Origin of the sequence: Vibrio sp. RE88 (assembly GCF_013113835.1) — a bacterium.
GTDB lineage: Bacteria > Pseudomonadota > Gammaproteobacteria > Enterobacterales > Vibrionaceae > Vibrio.
Genome location: NZ_VTYQ01000001.1, coordinates 527122 through 550992, shown reverse-complemented (window position 1 = coordinate 550992; position 23871 = coordinate 527122). Strand labels below are relative to the sequence as shown.

Below are 23871 nucleotides of genomic sequence, written 5' to 3'. Positions count from 1 at the left end.
CTAGCACGTTCCTAACGTGCATAAGATAAAGGCGACATAAATGCCGCCTTCTGTTAATTACTGCAATTGGGTCATCACAGATTGAAAATGCTCAAGCCCTGTGGCCCCGACAATTCTCTGCTGAGCAATTTCCGCTCCTTTAGTATCAAAGAAAAATACCGCCGGTGGACCAAACACATTGCGCTCTGCCAGCCACGCCATCTGCTCAGGGGTACTCTCTGTGACATCAAACTTGATCGTATTCCAGTCAGCAAACTGCTTTTGTACAGATTCATGGCCAAACACTTCTTTCTCAATGACCTTACACGAGACACACCAGTCGGCATAAAGGTCAATCAGTACCGGTTTACCTTGCTGCTTCGCCAATGCTAATTGTTGATCCAAGACTTCAACAGAGCTGACTTTCTCAAATGGTAAAACTGTGGACGGTTTGTCTGATGAAACCTGCGCAACATTAAGTGGTTTAAGAGGATCGTTTGATCCTGTCAACATGCCGACAAATAGAATCAATCCATAGAACAGAGACATAAATGCGGCCAGTTTACGGGTCCTCGCCCAACCTGGTTGCGCTGAGTCCAGCGCACCAAAATGAATACCGCTTCCAATGGCAAGTACCGCCCACAAGAGCATCGTCAGCCAACTTGGAATAAAACGGCTCAACAACACAATCGCGACCGCCAGCAGCAACACACCGAACAGTTGCTTTACGGCAATCATCCAAGGGCCGCTTTTGGGGAGCAATTTACCGCCACTCATGCCAATCAGAATCAGTGGCACACCCATACCCAGAGCCATCACAAACAGGGTGACGCCACCCAAGACCCAATCTTGCGTGGTGGAAACATAGAGTAACGCCCCAGCCAATGGCGCACTCACGCAAGGTGACACCACCAGAGCCGACACCGCGCCCATCACAAACACACTCGCCACTTTACCGCCGCCTAGTTTGTCTGAGCTTGCATTTAGCTTCTGTTGAATGGATGCTGGTAATTGCAGCTCGTAAAAGCCAAACATCGCTAAAGCAAGCAGGACAAACACCATAGCAAATATCGATAGCAGCCAAGGCTGCTGCATCGCCGCTTGCAGGTTAACGCCTTTAGCCAACGTCGTGACTAAGATCCCCGTTAGTGCATAACTGGAAGCCATACCCAATACATAGGACGTCGACAAAACTAGACCTTTTCGGCCTGTCATTTTTGCGTCACCACCAATGATGCTCGACAAAATAGGCACCATGGGCAACACACAAGGTGTCAGTGACAGCCCTAACCCAAGTAGGAAAAAGATGAGGAGAGCCTGAGTTTTGGACGCACTGCCTAAGAGCTCAGACAGGCCCGCCGTGTCTTCCGCCAAACCGCCAACTTTATCCCAAATTGAGGGGCTGCTGTCATTCAGTGTATTGGCGGGCAAGTCGAGTTTGATCGTCTGAGGTAAATAGCACAGACCTTTTTCTGAGCAACCTTGATAACGGACCTTTAGTTGACCTTCGCCACCATAAGGTACCAGCACGGTTACTGGCTTATCGAAAACGACGACTTCGCCAAAGTATTTGTCTTGTTTCTGTTTTCCCGGTGAAGAAAATTGAGGGTCATTCAACTCGACGCTGCTATCTGCTGAAAACTTAAATCGGCCTTTATAGAGATAATATTCAGGCTGAGTCGCGAAATGGATCTGCACACCTTGTTCACCGACCGACCACTGATAAGGAAATGCCTCTTCGACAGGCAAAAAGTCAGGATCCTGCGCGGACGTAAAGGCAGAGATAAACAGTAATAATGGCAGGATGAAAATTCTGATCACGCTACAAACTCCGTGTCTTGATGAATAGCTAATTGATCGTCGATAAATACAACGCCGACTTGTTCAGGGACTGGTAAAGTCGGCTCTAATGTCAATGCCGTACTGAGGGCGCCCGCTTCCAGTGTCGTTGGAGCTAAAACGCTGACAGAGAGCACTTGGGGATGTGTCCCGCGTTGCGACAATATGTGTGAGCTTTCCTCATCGCCAAATTGGAAGCTTCGCTCGTAATGAGCGGATGTCGTCAAAGCGGCATCAGCCAGTGGCAATGAGAAAAATGGCTCATGCTTATTCTTCGGATTAAGCACCGCCACATTGAAAGATGAACCATCTGGCTTAGTGCCAAGCGCTCGAATGTCTCCACCAAAATTCACCAGCGCAGAGGAAACACCAAATTTCTCTGCGATCATCACCGCCTGATCGACCGCAAACTCTTTAATCACACCACCCAAGTCAAATTGAGTCTCTGCGTGAGGGACAGAGAGCGTTTTATCTGATAGAGACCAAGCATCAACACCCATAAACGCTTTAGCACCTTCATAAGCCGCACTTCTGTCCAATTGAGGCGTGCTGGCCATCATTGACTTCACAGTACCGACCGTAGGGTCAAACACTCCTTTCGTGCCGTCAACCAAGCGCCTCAAAACTTCAAACACAGCGTAGCTTTCATCATCCAAGGCCACAGATGATGATTGACGTTGATTCACTTGCTGATTGAGCCAAGATTGAGAATCATAAAAGTTAAATTTCTGCTCTAATCTCAGAGTATTAGACTCAATTAAAGCCACGATATCTGCGGCTTTCTCTGAGTGATACAACTGAACTTCACAAGGAACCGTCATCGCCTGAAATCGGTGAACAAACGGCGGATTAAAACTCATAGGTTGCCCCTACTGCCCACCACTGAGCTTCAAAACCATTGGACTGCTCGTAATAAGCGCCAAGCAGATTGAAGCGCAGTTTCTTGTGTACTTTAAAGCTTGCACCTAATTCATACGCATTGGCCGTAAAATCACCAAGACGTAAATCAGAGGTCGCATAGCCCGATGAAGCAAAAGTAGGATCACTGCCATTAGGGTCACGGTAGAAATCAGCAGCACTTTGGGTATACCAGAAGTAACCCGGAGCTAACGTTAGCCAACTGTTGACTGTCCAAGAGAGTTTGCCACCAAGCTGATGAGAAGCTACGCCCCAGTCGTCTTGGAACCATTTGTAACGAGGACGAACCACTAGATTCTCGGACATTGACCAGAACGCCTGAATATTCACGCCACCTGACAAACGAGTGTCCGGGCGTGAATCCTGACCAAGAAAGACTTCGTCAGTACCGATCGAACCATCGCCATCAATATCCACCTCACGCAACACCGTCAGATAGTGATTGCTAAGATAGCCAGAACGATAACCCGCATAGCCGGTAAAGACCATGTAGTAATTTGGCGAGAATGTTTGTGAAAGTCCTGCCTCAACATTCCCCGTAAAGATGTCTTCCCAAGATTGTGGATTGGTCGAGGTTTGATATTTGCCAAACGTCATCGTTTCATCAAACAGGGTAGAAAACCCTAAACTGTACGAGCGGTTTTTCTGTGCATCGGCGTAAATTAGTCCTTTACCATTTAAACCAATACTGCGGTAATCCTCTTCTTTGGAAAAGTTAGCGCCGAAAGTCCACTCGTTACGCAGCTCGTCCCGGTAAGTCGCACTGCCATTGATCGATTTACGGGTATCTTCCAGCTCATATTTCTGAATTTTGTAGCCACTGCTGTGGGGATCGTAGCCAGCACGGATCACCTGATCCGTCATATTTTGAGCCTGTTGAGTTTTCGTCGCACGGTTAACCGCATCCGCTGCACTGCCAATTGGCGTAGTTGGCCCCCAAGACGGTGACGCACCAGAAACGGTATCGTAGCCCAATTCAAGATTGATGGTCCAATCGAGACCAAAACTCTTTTCGATAGAAACAACGCTGTCGCCTGCTTCCACTTTATCGTCGTACTCTTCGTAATTTAGATAGTGAACAGAGATATGGTCTTCTGCCAGCGCACTATTCGCCACTGCCGCTGCGCTCAGCAGCGTTAAAGGTAGTTTTTTCATTCTGATTTATTTTTAGTATTTAGTTACAACCACAGCCGCCGCCACCGACGCCACTGCCACCCACTGAACCTTGCTTGTATGAGAAGACTTTCTCCGAAAATAAGTCGAACTCAGGCACCGGCCCTCCGGGTTTCATCTCTTTCTTAGCCAGTGTTCCTTTTTCCCACGGCTTAACAGGTTCAATACCCAATGCTTCGTCGACAAAAGCCAGTGCCGACTTTTCATTTGCGACGGCTTTTGGCTTATTCAGCGTTAAATCTTTAGCCTGAGGTTTGACTAATTCAACGTTGCGACGAGCACCAATTTCAGAACTGCCACTGGTGTAGACCTGACCAGAAATCACCTCTTCTTCAATGCTGGAACCACTGACAGATGTTTCCGTAGCTTGGGAAGGCTTTTTCCCTAACTGACTTAAATCCACTTTGGGTGCAGCAACGCTCAGCACCGGAAAGCAGAGGGCAAATACAAGAACGACTGGCTTCATAGCTGCACTCCCATATCAGCCAGATCAGTGAGAATAACGTTACGGATATCATTGATGGCACCAAACCGAACTTTGAGTACTTGGCCCTGATAGATGTAGTAGAGCGCTGGCATACCAATCGGCTTGAACTCGGCGATCAACTGTTGCTTTGGATCGTTGACGACAGGAAAGGTCAAACCCAGCGATTTTTGAAACTCAAGGCCAACTTCGACCTCTTCATCGACATCCACACCGACAACCGTCACGCCAGTACCTTCTAACTCACTATAGAGCTGATTAACCAATGGCAGCTCATGGCGACATGACACACACCACTCCGCAAAGAAATCCACTATCGTTAACTGACTTTGATCCAGCTTGAGTCCCGTTGACGCTGAATCTGTGATGGTGTCTCCTTCTTTAAACGCAGATGCCGAGAAAGAAGCGCATAAGGCGAATAGCACAACCAATTGTTTAATCATTATTTTCTCCATAATTTTGTTGTTTTATTTCTGTCCGAAGTTAAGCGTGGTGTCATACTGAACTTCCAATATCTTTGAAAAGTACTCATCGAGTTTCTCGGTGTTGGTTGCAGAGAAAACCTGCCCCTTGATTCCGTCTGTATTTGCGGCGTTGATGCAGCTCTGAAACTGAGCTAGGCGGCTGTCTTGGACATTGAAACCAATGAAATTGAGCTCAATAGCAAATTCATTGGCTAAACGGTCACAAAGGCCAGCGTCAATCAGATCATCCAACACGTAACCGCTGTCAGCCCCGTCAGTCATCAGAACCAGCTTTTGCTTAGGTGCGAGAGAATAAGGGTTGTATCCCCATTCATGGCGCCATCTGGGAATCAGTTGACGAGCCCCCCAGATAACCCCTTGATACGAGCGGGTGCCACCTGTCGTCGTCAGGGCATTAATTGCTGTTTTCACTTCGCTCATATTGTCGGTAAGCGGGACAAGGGTGGCAGAGGCACTGCAATCTGCGAGAAACTCGTCCGGTGCACGATGACTAACCGCCTTCTCGGAATGAATTCGGTCTAGGTTTTGAACAGTTTCATCCACCAATACAGAGCCGCCAGATTCTTTGGTTAGCCCATCGATACAAAAGACGCCTTTGTCATCTAACCAATCGGCATTGCGAGCAGATACTCCATCAGAAAAAGGCACGATAGAGATGCTAATCGCTCGCCTTCCATCGATTTGTACATTGTCTTGCTCAATGCGTTCTATTGCTCGGGTAAGGATGCTCTTTAATGTGTCGATTGACCCTGTCATGGAGCTGGAAATGTCCAACACTAAAGTCATTTCCGTTGGGGTCACACTGGCCGACTGATTGACGTGCGCTTGCTCTACTGAACCGGATTGTGCTGAATACGAGGCCTGTGCAAATTTCAATGATGAGAATAGCCCCGTCAGCTGATACCCCATGTTCAGCTCGCAGCCTGAAGCACTGTATATCTCGCTTTTCACCAGTTTTACGTTGGGCTGGTAATACTCCAAATACGCCTGATTAACGCTAGGATCGGAGTAGTCGGCAAATGCACACGCCAAGGAAGCCGCGTCTACGGCTTGCATCGCACGGCTGCTCAGTTGTACCTGAAAACCAATCATGATGGTCGCAGCAGACAGCACCACCAAAGGAATCAGCAGAGCTAAGAAGGATAAGGAGACGGAGCCTGTGTGTTGCTTAAGCACTGTAGCGCCTCCCTATCATGGTAGCTTGGCTGCGCATGGATGTTGGAAGCGGTAACGGCAGCCAATTGAAAATGGCACTATCCGACTCCAACGGCTCGGAGACACAAAGAGTTACCTGATACAGGCTCGCAGTCTTACCACGTAACGAGGCAATCGAACTTCGGCTGATTGGGGCGAGTAAAGACAGAGCATCTATCGTTTGTTCTACCTCGCAGTCACTGCCTGCTTTTTGGGTGACAAGCTCTGTGCGCCCAGCAGTCACGGTTCGAATTTCAAGCACAAGCCCGATATGTTCTGCTTCAAAACCTGTGGGTAAAGAACGCTGCGCGACACTCAACAGTTGACTAGCGCTCGCATCGTCATAGGCTTTGGCGCTACCTTGCGGCACTAACGCTCTTGCAGCAGCGCTCGCCATCGAATATGCCGTACTATCGACACGACTTTGAAGGTAGAGCAGCTTGTACACTGCGAACAGCCCCAAAACGATGGTCAGAATTCCGAGCACAACAAACGGAAACTCAATCACGGTTGCGCCATTTTGTTTTGAAACACTACGCATCATGACTCACCAATACGGTTCGACTTAAAGACGCCACTGAAGGAAACGTTTCAGACAGGGCTGGTACCAATAAAAAGGTAAAACGGTATCGAATGTGGTACTCGGCCATCACCGCAGTTAGAGAAGTGGTCGTTCTCCCCAAAGCTAAAGATTGAACGCTATCGCTATAACGTGGAGGGTCAATGTCGATCTTCTCTAGATCGAGCAATGGAAACGAGGCGATGCGATCTCGAATTTGACTGTCTAAAGTCGTGGAAGGTGGCAGCGTTCTTACATCCCTAACCGCAGCATTGACGGCAGATTCAAAGATCATGGTGACCCACATCAGGCGAGCAAATTCAAATGCCGCCAGTAGCACAATCATCAGGGGAACAATTACCATTGCAAACTCTATCGTCTGGCTCCCAGAATGACGCTTCATCACCATGTGCTAGCTCCCAGCTCAGCAAGATGCTGGTAATACGCTAAGTTGTTCTCTAGCTCCGCTTTGGTCAGATCGCCCATCGCGATCGTTCGTGCAGCATCGACCTCACCTTGCAACGCATAAGATAATGCTAGATTAAGCCGCAGCTTAGTTGTCGCTTCACCACGTTGGTAAATTGGGTAAAGAATCCGAATACTTTGATCTGGCTGACCATCTAGCATCCAGCTCAACGCGAGGTTGTTTCGGTACTCTAAACTGTCCGGCCTAATGTTAATCGCCTGCTGAAATGTATCACGAGCAGCCGTATAGTTTTTTTGCAGTGAGTAACTCACACCAAGACTGTTTAGCGCCACTTCGTCTTTATCGTTTCCTTCCACCGCTCTGCGCAGTGATTCCGTCGCTAAACGAACATTTCCTAATGCTAAGTGCGCGCGACCTAATTCACGATCAAACTGTGGGGAGGGCTTAAGTGCACTGCCCTTTTTGAGATAATGCAGCGCCTCATCGTAACGAGCGGCTTGATTACTGGCACTACCCGCCAGAAACAATAGCTGGGGATCATCTGGAGTCATCTCCAGTTTCTGCTTATAGATGCTAAGCGCATTATCCGCATGGCCGTTTGTCAGTGCGGTTTCAGCTAGTTGAAAATCGGATTGCTCAACCTGACTGTCTGTAGACTGACAACCAAAAACCAATAGACAAAAGCAGGCTGAGAGAAATGGTTTAATCATAATGTGTCCAAGGTATTAAACAAGCTGAGAACCACAGGGGCGACAATCATGACCACCACTGGAAGCATGATGAACACCACAAGCGGGAAAGACATTTTGGCTGGAATTTTTCCTACCCATTCTTCGAGATCGAGCAACTGGTATTGACGACTATCAGACGCAATCAGGCTCAATGCCTGCGAGAGAGGCGTACCAAACTGAAGCGCTTGAGACATAGTCACAACCATGTTGTTGATATCTGGCAATTCCAATCTCTGATCCAGATTGAGCAAAGCTTGCTGCGGAGAATCCAGCACTGACATTTCCGTTGCAGTCAGTGCCCATTCTCGGGCTAAGGCCGGAGAAACTGACGTCATTTCTTCACCAACAACACGGAAAGTGTTTTCCAGTGTCAGTCCAGAAGCGACGCAGACCACCATAAGATCAAGTGCATCGGGTGACACTTTGGAGATTTCCTGACGAATCTGGTTAACACGCCATTCGAGCAGTCGATCAACTGCAATACCACAAGCGATTGCCACCGCTATATCCTGAGCAATATCCGCTGCCGACCAATCTAAAGAGCGGCCAAAATGCCACAAGCCAGCGCCGCAAAGCATCAAGACAAAGCGAATCAATACAAACTGGGTTTCTGCATGATTTTGGCTAAAGCCAAGTAATGCTAATTGCTTTTGACGAGCAGGGTTCGACTTCCATCGCCATTTTTCGCCTAGTGAGCGAGTATGCAGTGTCGAAATACTGACCTGTTTTAAGCGGCGATGGATGACGTCTTGCTGACGCGCAAGCTGAAAGCAAATCACGGAGCTAATGACGCCCACCACAATCAGTAAGGTCGCAATCATAGATATCATGAGAACTTCCTATTTTTTGTCAGCGAATGGAGCGTGAAGCCGCCAAAAGCAATACTGGCTGCACAATAAATCAAAATCGACTGACCGCTTTCGGTGTAGACCAGTAACTCGAACAATGACACATCAATCCACGCAACAACGGCCACCAGCAACAAAGGCAGCAATGAGAGAAATTTTGCCGTCATTCTCGGTTCCGCGGTCATACTTTTTACTTTCTTGAGCATGGCTCGATTGTCATGCATGGTGCGGCTCAGATTGTGGAGGATCTCCCTCAACTGGCCACCGTTACTCTGATTAAGAATCAGAGCGACGGAAAAATAACGAAAAGTACGGTAAGGGAGGCGAGTACAGGCTTCATCAAGTGTTTGACGCAGCGAAATACCTAACGCCAAATTGTCTGTAATAAGCGCAAATTCCCGCCCTAATAACCCTGTTTGAGAGTTCGCCACTTGTTCGATGGCTTGAGGAACAGAAAGTCCGGCGGACACCGCGCGACTAACAAGACCCAACACCTGAACGATATTGGTATCAAACTCTTCAATTTGCTTTTTACGACGCACAACAAACAGCGTGCAGAACAAGACACCAAAACACACTAAAACAACAGCGGTTTGCCAATACCATGCCAGTGCTTGCAACCAGAATATCGTGCCAAGCGGTAAAGCGAATGCTGACAAAGCAAGCAGTAGCTTGTCCTGACTTGGCAACAAGGCATCAGTACGATACAAGAACTCGCGCACTCTCCCGCCAGACTGGTGCGATTTGACAATCGAGCTTAAATGACTCGTGCCCGCATCAGGGACGTACTTCGACAAACGTCGCTTCACATTACGACGCTGGCTGTAGTAATGAAGAGAAACCGCTACGGTCAGGCACCAAATCACGACCAGAGCAAGGATCATAAGTCGAGCTCCATGGCCGAACGTAATTGGCTATCAAGTTGGTAATATTGCGCTTTGGATGCAAAAGCAGGCAAGCTTCTGGCACTCATGTACTTGCCTAGCAGTTGACCCTGATGATCTTCTCCCTGAACCTCAAAGCGGTAGAGATCATTGGTGACATACTGCTCACCTTCCAAGCCGATAACCTCTGTGATAGCAACGACACGACGCTTGCCATCACGCATTCTCTCAACCTGAACCACCACATCAATCGTATCAGCCACTTGTCGACGCAACGCAAACAATGGCAAAGTGGATTGCGCCATCATCAGCATGTTTTCAATTCGAACCAATGCATCTAACGAAGAGTTCGCGTGTAAGGTCGACAAAGAACCTTCGTGGCCAGTGTTCATGGCCTGCATCATTTCAAAGGCTTCGTCACCACGCACCTCTCCGAGGATGATGCGATCAGGACGCATCCTTAACGCATTCTTAACCAGCTCTCGCTGACTGACAGCAGCGAGCCCTTCTGCGTTTGCAGGTCGGGTTTCAGCTCGAACCACGTGCGGCTGTTGAAGCTGAAGTTCTGCGGCATCTTCAATGGTGATAATCCGCTCATGAGGCGAAATACTGAATGACATCGCATTGAGCAGCGTTGTTTTACCTGCACCTGTTCCACCCGCAATCAAAACATTCAACCGACAACGAACAATGATATCCAGTAAGCGCACCATACTGTCTGACATGGCGCCATTTTGAGCCATCTGATTGAGAGACAGCTTTTCCTGATTGAATTTACGAATTGAAATACACGTGCCATCCAATGCAAGCGGAGGGATCATGACATTGACCCTGCTGCCATCTTCTAAACGCGCATCAACCAGGGGTGAACTTTCATCAATTCGACGACCAACTTTGCTGACGATTCGACGGGCTAAGTTGAGCAGTTGCTCTTCGCTGCGAAACTCGACCGACGTCTTTTGCAATTTACCCAACTTCTCGATGTAAACCTCATTGGGTCCATTCACCATGATGTCACTAACCATAGGATCATCGATCAATGGTTGCAGTGGTCCCAAACCCAATAGCTCATCCACCAGCTGTTTGACTACTAGCGCGACTTCACGATTGCCAAGCGGCAGCTGATGAGTCGCAACCACGTCCGTCACCAGCAGTAAAATCCTCGATTCTAATTCCTGAGGACTCAGCTTGATGACAACGCTGGCTTCAATCGCATTCACCACCTGCGAGTGGATCAGATGATAATGTTCACGAATAGGATCCGATTGCGCGGCTACGGCACTGTGTGCGTGATTTATCGCTAATGGCTCTTTCGCTCTTGTCGACTTAAACATTACGCCCCTCGCTTCCAGAATCTGAATGAGCGTGATTGCTGTGTGCCTTCAACTTTATCCGCTAAGTCAGAAAACGCTTGGCTGACCTTTCGATTCCCTTTGATCGCAGACTGCCCCAACGACTCTTTAGCTAAGAAGTGATTCGGTGCAAAAGGCACTGAAACATCAATATCAACCCCCAGTGCACGGTGAACGTCATTCAATGCAATCAAGGAAGCTTTGTTCGATTTGGTGTGATTGACGACTAGAAGGTTTTCCTTAGCGAGGCCAGCCTCTGCCCCAGCAGAAAGGAAGCTAAAGATTTGCCCAGCATTACGAATTGACGACAAGGTTGGCTCAACGACAATAACGCGCACATCTGCACTTTTTAGCACGCTCATACCGACCTGATCTCTTAGAGAGAACGAGGGAATATCAAAGATGAGATTATCGGCGTGCTCCAGACAGTATTTGCTGAAATGTTCTAACGCGTTTTTGTCCGGCCAAAACGGGTCAGTATCCAAAGGTAAATAGCCAGTGAACAAGGTTAAGTCTGGCTGAACCGTAATGCCACTTCGTTCAAAGACTACTGGCTCAAGGCGCTCTGGGTACTGCAACATTTCAACCAAAGCAGTATTCCCTTGAACATCGAAGTGTAAGTCCAGATCCCCTGAGGCAAAATCAAGGTCAGCCACTGCTGTCGACTGGCCACGGCTGTTCATCATTCGCGCGAGATTCGCAACGACAGTGGAAGTGCCAACGCCACCTTTAGTACCCACCACAGAGATACGTTTCCCACTTTGGTTTCCATTGTGATGGTGGCCAAAATCGAGAGACGCTAACGCATCCGGTGTAATAGGATTCACCAAATATTCGAGAGCTCCAGCCGATAGCAAACTGCGGTAGTAAGCGATCTTCTCATCATCACCAATTGCGATGACCTTGCAGCCTGTACGATGAACTAGATTACTCACGAGGCTTTGAGCATCTTCAATTGACAAACCAATCACATCTAGCGCAATAACGCTGTGGTTATGGATCAATGCCTGCTTAATGATCTGCTCACGCTCTAAAGAAACCTGGGTAAGCTGAGTGATCCCTTGCTCTGCAAATGCAAGGCTTAGATGGTAGCTGTCCAGCACCGGAGAACTTGCCACCAATACTGAAAGGTTCTGATTTTTCACTATTAGTTGCCCCCCGTATTAATCGAAATCACCGAGCCGTTATCCTGACTATTTTCATTGGTGCTTGCTGGAGCAACATAAGCATCAATGGCCGCGACGGCTTTTGCCCCATTCGTTGGACCGAGCTTTTCACCCACAACCAAATCCTTCGGGTTAGCGACCATTTGCGCTAAAGCCGCAGCATTACTGCACCCGTATGCCTGATGCGTTTTATATTGGTTGAAGATGACCGGCTGTGATTTATCAGTGCCACATCCAGGCACTTTGGCACGAAACGACTCAACGATGACCTGCACATCACCAGATTGAGTTCCGGTCGCGCGTGCCATCATGATCTGGTGCTTGGCGAGTCCCTGTCCGAGCAATAGGTTTGAAATAGGCTTAATCTGAGACTGCCCTTTAGGTGAATAGCTCACCAATTTCACTCTTAGGCTATAAGGGTTTCCGCGCTGAACGATGAACGAACGGATATCCTGTTGCTGCTGCGGAGTGAGCGACTGCTTTTCGACCGCAAGAGTAAGCTTATTAGTTACGGAGACCACATCAATGGCAGGCTGACGCGCTATTTGATCAGAAGCACAGCCACTCAGGACGAGCAAAACAGGCAAAAGTAACGATTGTAATTTCATGCGCACCTCAGTAGTAAAATCCGTTGTCGCCCAGTAAACGAGGCTTGCGGTTGTCGGTGTAAGTTGCTTTGCCACTGGTTCCGACGAAATCCTCGTCAGGCAGCGCCAGCAGTCTCTCCAGATCGCTTTGTGGAATCAGAGCATCGGTAGGAATCGGCAAGTTATCGCTTCGTGTTGGCTCGACAAGGTAAGCGGTCGCGATAATGATCAGTTCTGTTTCACGGCGTTGATACTCGTTAGAACGGAAAAGGCCACCTAGAATTGGAATATCCCCCATACCCGGCAGTTTTTGCAGCTGCTCAATTTCGCTGCTTTGCAGTAAACCGCCAAGTGCAAAGCTCTGCCCGCTAGCCAGTTCAATCGTTGTTGACGCTCTACGTGACGTGAAGGAAGGCAGCACATTGCCATTTAAAACCGCTTGATTATCAACAGACACACTGCTGACCTCAGGCTCAACCTTTAAGCTGATTCTATCTGGGCCAAGCACAACAGGTTTGAAGTTCAGATTGACACCAAATGGTTTGTACTCAACCGTCGCAGTGTCCCCTTGAATCAGAGGAATTGGCACTTCGCCACCAACTAGGAAGTTGGCTTCTTCACCAGACATTGCGGTCAGGTTTGGCTCTGCCAGAATCGACATATCACCAGTAGAAGCCAGCGCATCAACCAAGGCACTTAGGTTAGGTTTGCCCCAACTACTTACATCCCAAGGTTTATTGTAAAGAAAGCTACCGACCGTATTCTCAACGGTGCTGCCATTGGTGACCAGAGAGCCCCACTTAATGCCGAGTTTATTCGATACATTGCGTGAAACTTCTGCAATTCGAATACGGATGTTGACTTGCGTTGGCATCGTCACGACCAACTGGTTAATCAGCTCGTCACCATTCGAGTTTTGCTGGTTTTCAGAGTTACTCTCCGATGAATTACTGCTTTTTGAAGAGTCATTGTTATTGCTCTCTTGCGGAGCGACGATCGGAGACAAATACCCTTTCGCCACATTAACGATACTGTGCGCCATTGCCGGAGTCGGTACAGACCCTTTAAGCCACAGCTTGCCACCGAGTGACTCAGAATTCACAGAAGCATCAGGGAACTGGGCTTTGATTAGTTCATCCAATTCCTGAGTATCATGGACCACGCGAATTTTGTTGCTGTAAATCACTCGTTCCTGCTCATTAAGAACGGTGATCGTGGCAGTGCCAGCCTGCATACCAAACACCATGATTTTGGTATTGGTCATAGGTTGGTAGTCCGCGATGTGTGTATTGGAAATAAAAATCGACTTTGCCTTTTCTGACAGGCGAATCATTTTCGCTTCATTTATGTTCACTTCGAGGGCATTTGCCCATGTTGGAAGCGCAAAAAGCCAACCGGGAAGCAGCAACAAGCTCCACCAGCGCAGTAATGTGTTCATTGTTTCGTCCTGAAGTTGTTAGTTTTTGTCGCTGTTTGGTCGTAACTGAATCAGGTCTACGTCCGGAGCAATCAATTTGCTTTCCGGATTCAGCTGAGTCGTTGTGATGGTATGGCTTTGCGGTAATGAAAAGTCTGTTTCACCCGAACCACGTAATGAAAGAGTCAAGCGGCCTAACTGGTTAGCAAGCACAATTTGTGTTGCCTGCTCTGGCGTCACTTCAAGTGATACAGAGCTGTTATCCGGTATTTTCGCCCCGTAGTCATGACGCTTTTCCTGGAACCCTTCAGATGATGAGAGATTATTGAAAGCAAGAATACGAACGTTGGTTGCAATAGTGCTGACGTAAAGGCCTTCAACCACATTATCGTACTTCTTCAACTCGCTGACCTTAGAACCCAGCAGTAAAATATCGACCTTATCACCCGGTTGAACAAAGCCAGAATTTGCAGTTACCTGATCAACAGGCACCGATACCGCTCTATACCCAGCTCTGACTTTCAAGGCCAGTGAAGCCCCGCCCTGTGGTGGTATCAAGTCAGCCGCAGCGATAACTTGCCCTTGCTTAATTGCAATATGTGCAATACCACTCGCTAGGTTAATGGAAGTGATCTCATCTTCCGTCACGTAGTCGACGTAATCAGAAAGCTGCTCTTCACTCAAAGATTGCCAACGAAACATATTGGGTGTGTAGACATCGCCGACACCGATATCCTGACCCGAAACCAGCACTCGCTGGAACACTTGCTCAGGTTGCTCTTTCGTCTGATGTTCTGAGTTATCTTGCCCAAGCAGCAACAATCCTATGCCTACGCTAGACAGTAAGATAGACAACATCATCAATCGCTTAGCCGTCATGATTATTCCTTCAGCCTTGTCGGTTTAGTTACCAGAATCCTGAGTTTGCTCCAGTGATTCGATCACTGTCTCATAGGCACCTACAATGGCTTTGGTCAACTTGCCATCACTGCCCCCAACAAATGAAAGAAGAACAACAGACATTGCCGCTGCCAAAATCGCGTATTCAATCGCAGCTGCGCCACGTTGCTTATTTTTATTTAACATGAATAGACTCCTGAAAAAGAGAAGGTTCAGCCCCAATAAAAGGGCTGAAAGTTATTATTATTTTGAGATAAATCGGTATAGGTAATGATGCCCACCCGAACCATATATCTGAGTATTGATAATTTGGCTTTGCAACAAATCTACAGATTCAAGAACGTTACCTTGCATGCCGTTAGTGACGTATTCTTCCTTTTTGTAGCCACTGGTATCATTAGGGAAAACGTTGGCAAACACAGTTTGGTCGATTGGATTCAAACTCAATAGCTCATACGCATTTGGTAGTCGCCAATTCGATTCTCCGCAAAAAGATTGGGAATTAAGTGTTCTTAGTTCTTCTTCAGCGGAAGCCAAGAGCTTATAGCGATTACTTGCATCAGTATCTTGGAATAGTTGCCAAACTTCGCCAGTTGCCACGTTTTTAGCACATCTCGCGTTATTTCTTTCAGAGATAGACAAACCTTCTGCAGATAAGAATTGCCATGAGACGGCGTTTTCACGAACTAACCGAACTAACGTTACGCTACGTTCACCGTTTTCAGCGTTTGCAGAGAGCATCTTGGATGCGGAACTATAGTGGTGATTAGAATATGAGAATCCGTACTGGTAAGCTGAACTATATGCCCAATTTGTCCAATAAGAAAATTGGATACCACCATAATAATTGGTGCGGTCATATTCCGGTAGCATGGCCTTGTGATTAGGGAACACTTCGGTGTTAATTGTATATCCATCACCTTTTATTCCATCGCGCTTGTGCGTGGCTAAGCTCTTCAATTGAGTAATGTGAGGCACAGACCAATCACTATGACCACAAACGTTTTCGCTATTGGCTCGCGCTAACGCACCATTAACTCCCATCACGCTAGCAACACCAGTACCATCAGGGAAATAATAGGTGTCATCAGGTCCATTAGGTAAACCATCAGTCAGAAGCATCCACACCCTTTTTTTATGTCCAGAAGAAACATCTTCAACGCACCTCCAAACTTTGAGTGAGTTTGCTTCTGCAGGCAAATAACGGCCTAAGATATCAATCTTTGCAAAGCGTCCATCAATCATTGCATCAGCTACATTCACTCGGTAGCCAGAATCATGAGCACGGTTAAGGCCAGCCTTAGCATCTTGATATAGCGAATCGACATCATGTTTAGATTCAATGGAACTAATCTCAGCTTTAAGCGCACTCAGAATCTTATTTACTGAGTCATACTCTCCGGTTAAGCCTAAAATACTTTGCTCTAGTACATTAAGGGTTGAATTATTCGCTTGAATTACGACTTCAAAAGCAGAGAGTTTTTCATAGAAATCTAAAGTTGCTTGATGAATCTCACTACCTAGGGTAACCGAATCCAGATTATCCTTACTCGTTGTCAGCAAAGAAGAATTGGCCTTTAATGTATTTAAACTGACAGCACTTTTTGCAATGTTAATTGTAGCAAGTAACACCTTATTGTTCTCTGATAACACTTTGTGCTTCGTGTGATAGGCTGCGAACCTTTCAACAATCTTGCGGTTTGTTGAATCCGCTTTGTAGTTCGAAAAGTAAACATGTTGAGTTAGTAACGCTAAGCTCTCTTCGATCTTAGCCTGATCAGCTTGATAAACTGACAACACATTTGTCAGTCGTACTTGTTCAGCTAAAGCTTCGTCACCAAGTACAGCGTGACTTTTTATCTCTTGTTCACTACTTTTTAGCCAATCAATGAAAAACAAATTCGTTTTGTTAATCTCATCCATTTGGTTACTAATAAGGCCTTCTATCACCGTAACTTCAGCCTCAATTGTCGCTAGTAATTGATCGTTTGGTTTTGGCTCCCACTTAGAAATTGCGTATCTCCAAAATGCCGAGGCATCAACTTCAATTCCGTTGGAAACGGTAACAGCTGAACCTTGCTTATTCGCCCAAATATTTTCATACCTATCTGATATCAAATTATTTCTAGCATACTCTGGGAGAGTATCTTCACTTCTAGATGACAGGGTAAGCGCTTCCCCTAAATCGGGAAGCTTCCACGCTACAATTTCACAATCATTTTGTTCTTTGACCTTCGGTAAAACGTCGACTGCATTTGATACATCGAACTTGGGCGCCCAAAATATCGGAGAACCTTTCCCTTCACTATCATACTCAGCGATACAGTTCTTTTGGGATGTTTTCCAACCGCTATTTGAAGCAAAACTCGTTGCTTGCGAATAGTTGATCATTGGTACAAATTGAAGCGCTGCAAAATCCCCTGACATCTCTGTGGACCATAAAATTTCACTTGCAACGGTATTTAACCCAGATATCGCGTTGGGCTTTAGCCGCAACCCTACGTTTTCTTTGACGTACGTTTGAGGCCCTACAAACTGAGGCTTGCTTGTCACGGTCTGCCAAATTAAGCCCTGATCGGTAGTAAACTCATAGTATTCTGGCTTATCAAAATCCACTTTGTTTCCACCCACAGACGTCGAAATATACGCCCAATCAATTGAGTTGGAGTGTTGCCCTTTATACTCCAAAACAACCCCATTTGTAGGCGCTGGTAATTTTGGCAGCTCTGTAAAGGCAGTGTCATTGCTGGCTTGTGCGCCTGCTGGCATGCCGTTTTCACCATTAGCACGAACACGTACTTGAACCTGATCGATACTTTTGGCGACATCGCCTACTACTACAGGCTTTTCTAACACCGGAGCCCAATCAGTTCCCTGATTCATTGACCACTCATAGTCGGACAATGAGGTAAAGCCAGTGACAAAAGCCCAATCCAAGGTATCAGCGGCGTCATCCACTACCACACCTGTTGGCGCTGCTGGCGCATCCGGTTGCTTTGTCAGAGCCTTGGTGTTTGACAAAGCAGGACTAGCAAGGCGTCCTGTGACGGGATCATACTTAACACGGATCTCTAAACTACCAACGGCATAAACTTTGTCTTCAAGTTGAAGAGGTTTGCTCTGAACGGTTGCCCAAGCTGCACCGTCGACGCGATATTCATAATCACTATCCGAATTAAAACCATCGACCCAATCCCAATTGAACGTATTTAACGCATCATTAACCAGTCCATTCATCGGCGCACTTGGCGTGCTCGGAGTGACAGTGAATGCCTTGTCTGAACACAAGTTTTCACCGACAGCATCATCGTCTGATGCTTTGATACGAACACAGACCTGTCCCACTTTGAATGCTTCATCAGGAATAGCCTGAGGTTTTGATGTTACAGGGCGATAGCTGATTCCACTATTAAGTGAGTATTCGTATTGCTCCGCGTTCGGGTAACCGTCAACGTTCGTCCAGTTCAGAAGGTTGTCAGCATCGTTGATGACTGGAAGCGTCGGTGCAACAGGCTTGTTCAACACTTTGTTGAACGCGCTGCTCACCACCAGACTTTTACCAGCCGGGCGGCCATCAATCGGGTTCGCTTTCACTCTCAGTTGAATGGTGTTGGCTGGAATGTTTACATTGCCAATTTGGTAAGGGTTCGCTGACGTATCTTGCCATCCGCTGCCGAGATTGATTTCATAATCAGCGGCGTTACCGAAACCAGACACGTTTTCCCAAGCCAGGATATCTGAATCATCATTCGCAGAGATTAAAACCGGAGCAACGGGCGCATCTGGAGTGACCGTCATCGCGGTCTCTGATTTCACCACCAATCCAGCAGGACGGCCTGAATTTTGGTCGGCTTTAACTCTGAGTTTTAAGTCTCCGACTGGAATCGCAATATCAGCGATGTTTTGTGGTTTGCTCACAACATCGTGCCAGTTTTTGCCACCATCCAGAGTGTATTCATAGTGAGCGACGAGCTGAAAGTCTGCCGAGTGTTGCCAGTCAAAGTTATTGTCAGCGTCATTGAGTGTCAAAGATGTCGGAGCTGCAGGTACAAGCGTCGCCGTGAACGCTTTAGTCGATAGAAGAGCCATGCCTGATGCCAAAGATCTCGCTGGCTTTGCCATGATACGCACCTGAACATCACCAACACTTCTTGCCGGAGCACCGACATTAATGGGCTTTGACGTTGCCGGTTGCCAACTTTGGCCTCTATCTAACGAGAATTCGTAAGCGCTAACCTCTGTGAAACCCGGAACAAATTGCCAATCAAACGTGTCAGCCGCGTCATTGACGACTCCACCACGTGGCGCTCTCGGTCTGGTCAGAATGTTGTCGCCATCTAAGTCTTCTGGCTTAATTTTAAGATGCTCATAGTAATCAGAACCGATCTGAGCTAACGCTTCTTCCGTATTGCTCGCACCATGAGATAGCTGATCGGTACGAAGCTTTAACTGCGCGGCGTCTAAATTCGCCAATCTTTGAATCGAGCCTTTTCTCGCCACTTCCTGACTGACACCGTCATTGACGGAGCTTTCCTGTGCAGACTGCAAGACTCGGGTAATCCCGCGCGCCAGCATGTGTATTTCTCGACTTTCCTGAGAGGTATCTGCCGCATAGTCGGACTTAAGCACATCGGCGGAAACACTCAGCTCACTAGCAAGGCTTTCTGCCGCCTCATCAAACGTTACACCAGAGCTGGTTGCTAAGCTGGCAACCATCGACGTCATTGGGCTGATGATGCTCGGTTGTGATGATGGCGTTTCAAGAGTGAAGTCCTGAGTGACAGCTTGGTTTGGGTTGTCCATGTCAATCGTCACATTGGCAATGGCTTCCACCAGCAACTTGTAATTTTCGACGTTGCCCTCAAAAGGCAATGTGTACTGACCCGACTGGTCCGTCTGAACCGTTGTGCCATCTCCACTGTCACAGACCGCGTTGTTGTTTTTATCCAGACAAACATTCGCTTTGTGAAGATAACCATCGAGTACCACACCAGATAATACTGAACCAGAGTTGCTTGTTGCAGGCGTCTCATTTGAAGTCAGTTTTGGGTCAGATTCATTTCCTCCGCCACAACCGAAAAGTGCAACGGAAATAGCCCCGACACTGAGCTTTTTGGTCAGCATTTTCACCGCTGGATACTCCTTAAATTTGTAGGTCTAATCAAAATTCCGGCGGCGATATTAATTTAAATGATATTTATTATCAATATCATTTGATCTTTTATTTCACATGGTGATTAAATAATAGGGATAAATGCTAGGTTTTATATTAATTGACAAGATTATTGGTTTAACATGCTTAAGAATACAACAATATGCAGTGTAGCCCTTGCTGTGTCTAGTGCTATAGCTCTATCCGCATGCGGTGGTGGCGGAGAATCTGGAAGTTCATCATCGGCGGCAACAGCCAGCACATACAGCTACCAAAGTATGGCATCCTGTGCGGATACTGACCTTGATGGCAGCTGTAGTAATTATGAGAAACAAGTGGCGGTTACGAGCGGCTATTCGAGAATGATCGATGCCAATGGGGCAATACTAACCTCTCCCGCTGAATTGAGTATCATTTCTCCCTTCACGACTCTGCTCCACAGTGAGATGTTATACAACCCATCAACGAGTGGTAGTGTAGAAAAATCAAAGATTTACCTACAGTCTGTGCTAGGTCAACACGTAGGCGTCGACTTCACATCGGTGGACGTCAGCCATGGCCCTCAGCAAGCGACAAATCTTCTGATGGCATCGCTGAAACAAGCTCAGACCCAGGGCTCAAGCAGTTCGCCAATGGTGAACATTGCCCAAGCTCTCGATGCTATGATTGAACACAAGACGCTTGATCTTTCCTCAATAAATCTGGCAACTCAAACATCACGCCACGTCAGTTTTGATGGTTCACTGTTAATTCATGGGTCACAAAGCGATGCTGGCTTGGCCGCTATGAAATCTATCGCCCTTAATCCAGCCAACAGCAGAATAATCTACGTTGACGCGCGAGATAATGTTCGAGAGCTGGACACGGCGACAAAACAATCGGTTGCAATCGGTGCTTCAAGTTCATCATTTAGTTCTCGTAGTATCGCTTCTTATGATGACGACGATGAAGATGAGCATGACGATGATGACCATTATGGCGGAAATGCCAACAAACTTCCTGGATATCAACAGGATACTTCCAACACGCTCAAGGAAGTGGTTCCCGCGCTCAACAGTGTTCAGTCGTACAAACTGTACGAGCCTAATGGCGCACGAAACCAGAGCTTCGTCTGCAATACGACAGGGGGTAACGGCATATTTCTGACCAGCCTGCAGGACAAAACGGGCAACCCGAATACCAACGTTGCCGTCAGAACAGCAACGCGGAAATTGCAAATTGATGCGTACGGAGGTGCCTCAGGAAGTGAGCTCCCTGTGACTCCACCACCTGCTCCACCAACCGTTCCGCTGTCTGCGTCTTCCTGCTACAACGATAACTTTGAGTGGATGCATCCTCTCTATCAGCAAGGCACTATGATTGCTAAGTTGGATGACGGATTAAATGCAAACGGGGATCAGCTACGCCGCTTAGATGCCACCACACTCAGCATGGAGTCCATTACCTACACGTTAGATTCTAATGAGAAAACCATCGTCTTCTCCAAAGATGATAATGAAATTCTGATTATCTCGGATAATCGTCAATCTGCGCCTAAGTTAGTTGAAACCAAGACTCTAACCGAACGATTAGCATTGAATGTCACCGACGTCTTAAATGCCAGCTTCGCTTCTGGCGGTCAAATAGTGATGGCACTGGCATCGGAAAACAAAATCATTTGGACAGATAAAGCGCCTAATACTCAGCAACTTGGCTCTGTTAATCTCGACGGCCAAGTCAAGCTGATGGACTCATCTCCCAACGGCGCGTTCACCGTTGCCATCACTGCCACCAGCGTCTACCTGCTCGACAATGTTAAGCGAGAAATCGCTAAGCAAATCAGCTTTGACGCGAGCCAGACAACGAATCTGTTTGTCCAAAACGACAAAGCGATAGCCATTAACAAAAGTGGGGTAGATTACTTCCAGTTCGCCAATATCTCAGGGCCTAAGCTAAAAGTTGCTTCTCAATTGGTGACCAAGGAGCTGCTTGAGAACTGGGAAAAAACCTCGACCTCTCACTGGAACTCAACCAGCTTAGGTTATGTGCTGACTCAAACAGGAACATCGGCAAGTTCAGCGCAGGCGTTTAATGATGTCACGTTAAACTGGAGCCCTTCAACAGCGACACAGGCTAGCCAGATTACAGGAGTCTACATAAACGGCACAAACCGTGGTGACAGAGTGCAACTATACAAAGCGCTTTAGCCCTAAGGGAGGCCTAGCCTCCCTTTACTTTGTGAGTACACGTTGTAGCGAGATTCTCAGCCATAAAGTCGATGAACGTTCTAACCTTAGCGGACATGTGTTTTCGGCTCGGGTACACGAGGCAGAGATCGATTTTGTGTTTGGGAAGATCGCTAAATAATTCCACCAGCCGACCTGTAGCGATAGCTTCTCTGGTGTGCTCTTCAGGAAGACGCGTTATCCCAATCCCTTCCACGCACATTCCCATCTCCATTTCAGGGCTGTTGGCCGAGAAAACACTCACTACGTCCACTTTAATGGATTGACCGTCAGAGTCGCTGTATTCCCAAACATTCGGGTTCTTTTGGTAGCTGTAAGTAATGGCTTTATGTTGACTGAGTTCGGAAGGGTGCTTGGGCGTGCCATATTTTCTCAGATAACTTGGAGCGGCAACCGTCACGGACCTCGCGGTTTTTATTCGGCGGCTGATCAAGCTTGAATCTGCGGCTTTATGCACCGCGCGCACTGCCACATCAACACCTTCAGCCACAAGATCAACTTTGCGATCACTTAAATCCACTTCAAACGTTACTTTCGGGTACTGAACCATAAACTTAGCCAACATAGGGCTGAGTTCCACTATGCCAAAACTGACCGGGCAGCTAATTCTGAGGTGTCCTTGAGGTTCACTTTGTTTGCCACCAAGAGCGTTCTCGACTTCTCCTGCACTTTCAACCAGTTGCTTACAACTTTCATAATACAACTCGCCTTCAGGAGTCAGGCTCAAAGTACGAGTGGTGCGATGCATCAGCCGAACCCCAAGGCGTTCTTCTAACTTAGAGATTTCTTTACTGATGTAAGAGGTCGAATGGCCTGTGGCCTGTGCCGCATTGGTAAAGCTGCCAGTGTCCACAACGTGTACAAAGATCACCATTCCGTCTAGCAGGTTTGTTTTCATTTTCCAACCCAATTAAAAGCCATATGGAAACAATCATTACACATTTACCCTATTAATCAACAACAGGAATCAACTTATAGTTAACTCAACGCAAAGATGAATGAGGAAATGATGATGAAAGTATTGGCATTTGGCGCAAGTAACAGCAAAAACTCAATTAACCAGCAACTCGCTTTCTACGCAGCGAAGCAGATAAAAGACGCAGACATTTCACTACTTGATATAAACGATTTCGAGATGCCTCTCTTCAGTGAAGACAGAGAAAAAGAGCTCGGCTCCCCACAACAGGCACAGCAATTTTTCAAAGCCATCGGTGAAGCGGATGTAGTGGTGATTTCTTTTGCTGAACATAACGGCTCATACACTGCAGCGTATAAAAACCTGTTTGACTGGACGTCACGCATTGACATGAAAGTGTTCCAAAATAAACCTGTCATCATGCTAGCCACGTCACCTGGCCCAGGTGGTGCAAGCAGTGTACTAGGCGCAGCTCAAGGTTCAGCACCCTATTTTGCTGCCGAAGTGAAAGGCGCTCTGTCATTACCAAGCTTTTACGACAATTTCGATTTAGAAAAAGGCACAGTGAGCAATCAAGAGTTCAATCAGAAACTGCTTGATATCGTAGAAACGCTTTAGTCAACCTTAGCAAACTT

21 protein-coding genes are annotated in these 23871 nt (G+C 47.2%); 2 read left to right on the top strand and 19 right to left on the bottom strand.

Translation table 11 applies throughout. The annotated features are described in order from the left end of the window. Positions 1 to 57 precede the first annotated feature (57 nt). The 18 genes from dsbD to F0265_RS02510 are packed head-to-tail and all read right to left on the bottom strand — an operon-like array spanning position 58 to position 20067. Complete coding sequence (gene dsbD / locus F0265_RS02595) at positions 58 to 1797, bottom strand: protein-disulfide reductase DsbD (protein ID WP_345775857.1); 1740 nt, start codon at positions 1795 to 1797, stop codon at positions 58 to 60. Beyond that, on the bottom strand, positions 1797 to 2678 hold the full coding sequence (locus F0265_RS02590; protein ID WP_171747632.1) for an FAD:protein FMN transferase: 882 nt from the start codon (positions 2676 to 2678) through the stop codon (positions 1797 to 1799). Before F0265_RS02590 ends, dsbD begins: the two co-directional genes overlap by 1 nt. Further along, on the bottom strand, positions 2668 to 3891 hold the full coding sequence (locus F0265_RS02585; RefSeq protein ID WP_043009860.1) for a DUF3570 domain-containing protein: 1224 nt from the start codon (positions 3889 to 3891) through the stop codon (positions 2668 to 2670). The genes F0265_RS02590 and F0265_RS02585 overlap by 11 nt, the downstream gene beginning before the upstream one ends. A gap of 19 nt (positions 3892 to 3910) precedes the next feature. Continuing rightward, positions 3911 to 4375: a DUF4266 domain-containing protein gene (locus tag F0265_RS02580; protein ID WP_171747631.1), complete on the bottom strand. Its 465-nt coding sequence runs from the start codon at positions 4373 to 4375 to the stop codon at positions 3911 to 3913. Then, complete coding sequence (locus F0265_RS02575) at positions 4372 to 4836, bottom strand: TlpA disulfide reductase family protein (protein WP_064486673.1); 465 nt, start codon at positions 4834 to 4836, stop codon at positions 4372 to 4374. The genes F0265_RS02580 and F0265_RS02575 overlap by 4 nt, the downstream gene beginning before the upstream one ends. Positions 4837 to 4860: 24 nt before the next feature. After that, on the bottom strand, positions 4861 to 6054 hold the full coding sequence (locus tag F0265_RS02570) for a Tad domain-containing protein (protein ID WP_171747630.1): 1194 nt from the start codon (positions 6052 to 6054) through the stop codon (positions 4861 to 4863). Next, positions 6047 to 6616 (bottom strand): tight adherence pilus pseudopilin TadF, encoded by a 570-nt coding sequence (tadF, locus tag F0265_RS02565; RefSeq protein WP_253809284.1) that lies wholly within the window; start codon positions 6614 to 6616, stop codon positions 6047 to 6049. The genes F0265_RS02570 and tadF overlap by 8 nt, the downstream gene beginning before the upstream one ends. After that, positions 6606 to 7034 (bottom strand): TadE/TadG family type IV pilus assembly protein, encoded by a 429-nt coding sequence (locus F0265_RS02560; protein WP_286037096.1) that lies wholly within the window; start codon positions 7032 to 7034, stop codon positions 6606 to 6608. Before F0265_RS02560 ends, tadF begins: the two co-directional genes overlap by 11 nt. Further along, positions 7034 to 7768, bottom strand: coding sequence for a tetratricopeptide repeat protein (locus F0265_RS02555; RefSeq protein ID WP_171747629.1), 735 nt, complete (start codon positions 7766 to 7768; stop codon positions 7034 to 7036). Before F0265_RS02555 ends, F0265_RS02560 begins: the two co-directional genes overlap by 1 nt. After that, entirely contained in the window at positions 7765 to 8619 is an 855-nt protein-coding gene (locus F0265_RS02550) for a type II secretion system F family protein (RefSeq protein ID WP_171747628.1), read from the bottom strand. Before F0265_RS02550 ends, F0265_RS02555 begins: the two co-directional genes overlap by 4 nt. Further along, positions 8616 to 9521, bottom strand: a complete 906-nt coding sequence (locus tag F0265_RS02545) for a type II secretion system F family protein (RefSeq protein WP_171747627.1) — start codon at positions 9519 to 9521, stop codon at positions 8616 to 8618. Before F0265_RS02545 ends, F0265_RS02550 begins: the two co-directional genes overlap by 4 nt. Then, positions 9518 to 10855 (bottom strand): CpaF family protein, encoded by a 1338-nt coding sequence (locus F0265_RS02540; RefSeq protein ID WP_171747626.1) that lies wholly within the window; start codon positions 10853 to 10855, stop codon positions 9518 to 9520. The genes F0265_RS02545 and F0265_RS02540 overlap by 4 nt, the downstream gene beginning before the upstream one ends. Then, entirely contained in the window at positions 10855 to 12018 is a 1164-nt protein-coding gene (locus tag F0265_RS02535) for a P-loop NTPase (protein ID WP_171747625.1), read from the bottom strand. Before F0265_RS02535 ends, F0265_RS02540 begins: the two co-directional genes overlap by 1 nt. A 2-nt stretch (positions 12019 to 12020) precedes the next feature. Then, entirely contained in the window at positions 12021 to 12647 is a 627-nt protein-coding gene (locus tag F0265_RS02530; protein WP_171747624.1) for a CpaD family pilus assembly lipoprotein, read from the bottom strand. A 7-nt stretch (positions 12648 to 12654) separates the two neighbouring features. After that, positions 12655 to 14064, bottom strand: coding sequence for a type II and III secretion system protein family protein (locus F0265_RS02525; protein ID WP_019274254.1), 1410 nt, complete (start codon positions 14062 to 14064; stop codon positions 12655 to 12657). Positions 14065 to 14082: 18 nt separating this feature from the next. Further along, on the bottom strand, positions 14083 to 14922 hold the full coding sequence (cpaB, locus tag F0265_RS02520; RefSeq protein ID WP_006961608.1) for a Flp pilus assembly protein CpaB: 840 nt from the start codon (positions 14920 to 14922) through the stop codon (positions 14083 to 14085). 24 nt (positions 14923 to 14946) lie between these two features. Next, a complete protein-coding gene (locus F0265_RS02515) occupies positions 14947 to 15129 on the bottom strand; it encodes a Flp family type IVb pilin (RefSeq protein WP_006961609.1) in 183 nt (60 codons plus the stop codon). Positions 15130 to 15186: 57 nt separating this feature from the next. Continuing rightward, entirely contained in the window at positions 15187 to 20067 is a 4881-nt protein-coding gene (locus F0265_RS02510) for a DUF1566 domain-containing protein (RefSeq protein ID WP_253809301.1), read from the bottom strand. 210 nt (positions 20068 to 20277) lie between these two features. On the opposite strand from F0265_RS02510, the gene F0265_RS02505 reads away from it, so the two are divergent. After that, entirely contained in the window at positions 20278 to 22281 is a 2004-nt protein-coding gene (locus F0265_RS02505; RefSeq protein WP_345775856.1) for a hypothetical protein, read from the top strand. 13 nt (positions 22282 to 22294) lie between these two features. Here F0265_RS02505 and F0265_RS02500 read toward each other — a convergent pair whose 3' ends face one another. After that, the gene (locus F0265_RS02500) at positions 22295 to 23218 is read right to left on the bottom strand and encodes a LysR family transcriptional regulator (RefSeq protein WP_171747622.1); all 924 of its coding nucleotides are present in this window, start codon (positions 23216 to 23218) and stop codon (positions 22295 to 22297) included. 114 nt (positions 23219 to 23332) lie between these two features. On the opposite strand from F0265_RS02500, the gene F0265_RS02495 reads away from it, so the two are divergent. Next, positions 23333 to 23854 carry an NAD(P)H-dependent oxidoreductase gene (locus tag F0265_RS02495; RefSeq protein WP_040122380.1) on the top strand — a complete coding sequence of 174 codons (522 nt, stop codon included), beginning with the start codon at positions 23333 to 23335 and terminating at the stop codon, positions 23852 to 23854. Positions 23855 to 23871 lie beyond the last annotated feature (17 nt).

Excerpts from the sequence above, each read along its gene's own strand:
- F0265_RS02590 (WP_171747632.1), bottom strand. The coding sequence starts at position 2,678 with ATGAGTTTTAATCCGCCGTTTGTTCACCGATTTCAGGCGATGACGGTT.
- F0265_RS02585 (WP_043009860.1), bottom strand. The coding sequence starts at position 3,891 with ATGAAAAAACTACCTTTAACGCTGCTGAGCGCAGCGGCAGTGGCGAAT.
- F0265_RS02580 (WP_171747631.1), bottom strand. The coding sequence starts at position 4,375 with ATGAAGCCAGTCGTTCTTGTATTTGCCCTCTGCTTTCCGGTGCTGAGC.
- F0265_RS02575 (WP_064486673.1), bottom strand. The coding sequence starts at position 4,836 with ATGATTAAACAATTGGTTGTGCTATTCGCCTTATGCGCTTCTTTCTCG.
- tadF (WP_253809284.1), bottom strand. The coding sequence starts at position 6,616 with ATGATGCGTAGTGTTTCAAAACAAAATGGCGCAACCGTGATTGAGTTT.
- F0265_RS02560 (WP_286037096.1), bottom strand. The coding sequence starts at position 7,034 with ATGAAGCGTCATTCTGGGAGCCAGACGATAGAGTTTGCAATGGTAATT.
- F0265_RS02555 (WP_171747629.1), bottom strand. The coding sequence starts at position 7,768 with ATGATTAAACCATTTCTCTCAGCCTGCTTTTGTCTATTGGTTTTTGGT.
- F0265_RS02550 (WP_171747628.1), bottom strand. The coding sequence starts at position 8,619 with ATGATATCTATGATTGCGACCTTACTGATTGTGGTGGGCGTCATTAGC.
- F0265_RS02545 (WP_171747627.1), bottom strand. The coding sequence starts at position 9,521 with ATGATCCTTGCTCTGGTCGTGATTTGGTGCCTGACCGTAGCGGTTTCT.
- F0265_RS02540 (WP_171747626.1), bottom strand. The coding sequence starts at position 10,855 with ATGTTTAAGTCGACAAGAGCGAAAGAGCCATTAGCGATAAATCACGCA.
- F0265_RS02530 (WP_171747624.1), bottom strand. The coding sequence starts at position 12,647 with ATGAAATTACAATCGTTACTTTTGCCTGTTTTGCTCGTCCTGAGTGGC.
- F0265_RS02525 (WP_019274254.1), bottom strand. The coding sequence starts at position 14,064 with ATGAACACATTACTGCGCTGGTGGAGCTTGTTGCTGCTTCCCGGTTGG.
- cpaB (WP_006961608.1), bottom strand. The coding sequence starts at position 14,922 with ATGACGGCTAAGCGATTGATGATGTTGTCTATCTTACTGTCTAGCGTA.
- F0265_RS02515 (WP_006961609.1), bottom strand. The coding sequence starts at position 15,129 with ATGTTAAATAAAAATAAGCAACGTGGCGCAGCTGCGATTGAATACGCG.
- F0265_RS02510 (WP_253809301.1), bottom strand. The coding sequence starts at position 20,067 with ATGCTGACCAAAAAGCTCAGTGTCGGGGCTATTTCCGTTGCACTTTTC.
- F0265_RS02500 (WP_171747622.1), bottom strand. The coding sequence starts at position 23,218 with ATGAAAACAAACCTGCTAGACGGAATGGTGATCTTTGTACACGTTGTG.
- F0265_RS02495 (WP_040122380.1), top strand. The coding sequence starts at position 23,333 with ATGAAAGTATTGGCATTTGGCGCAAGTAACAGCAAAAACTCAATTAAC.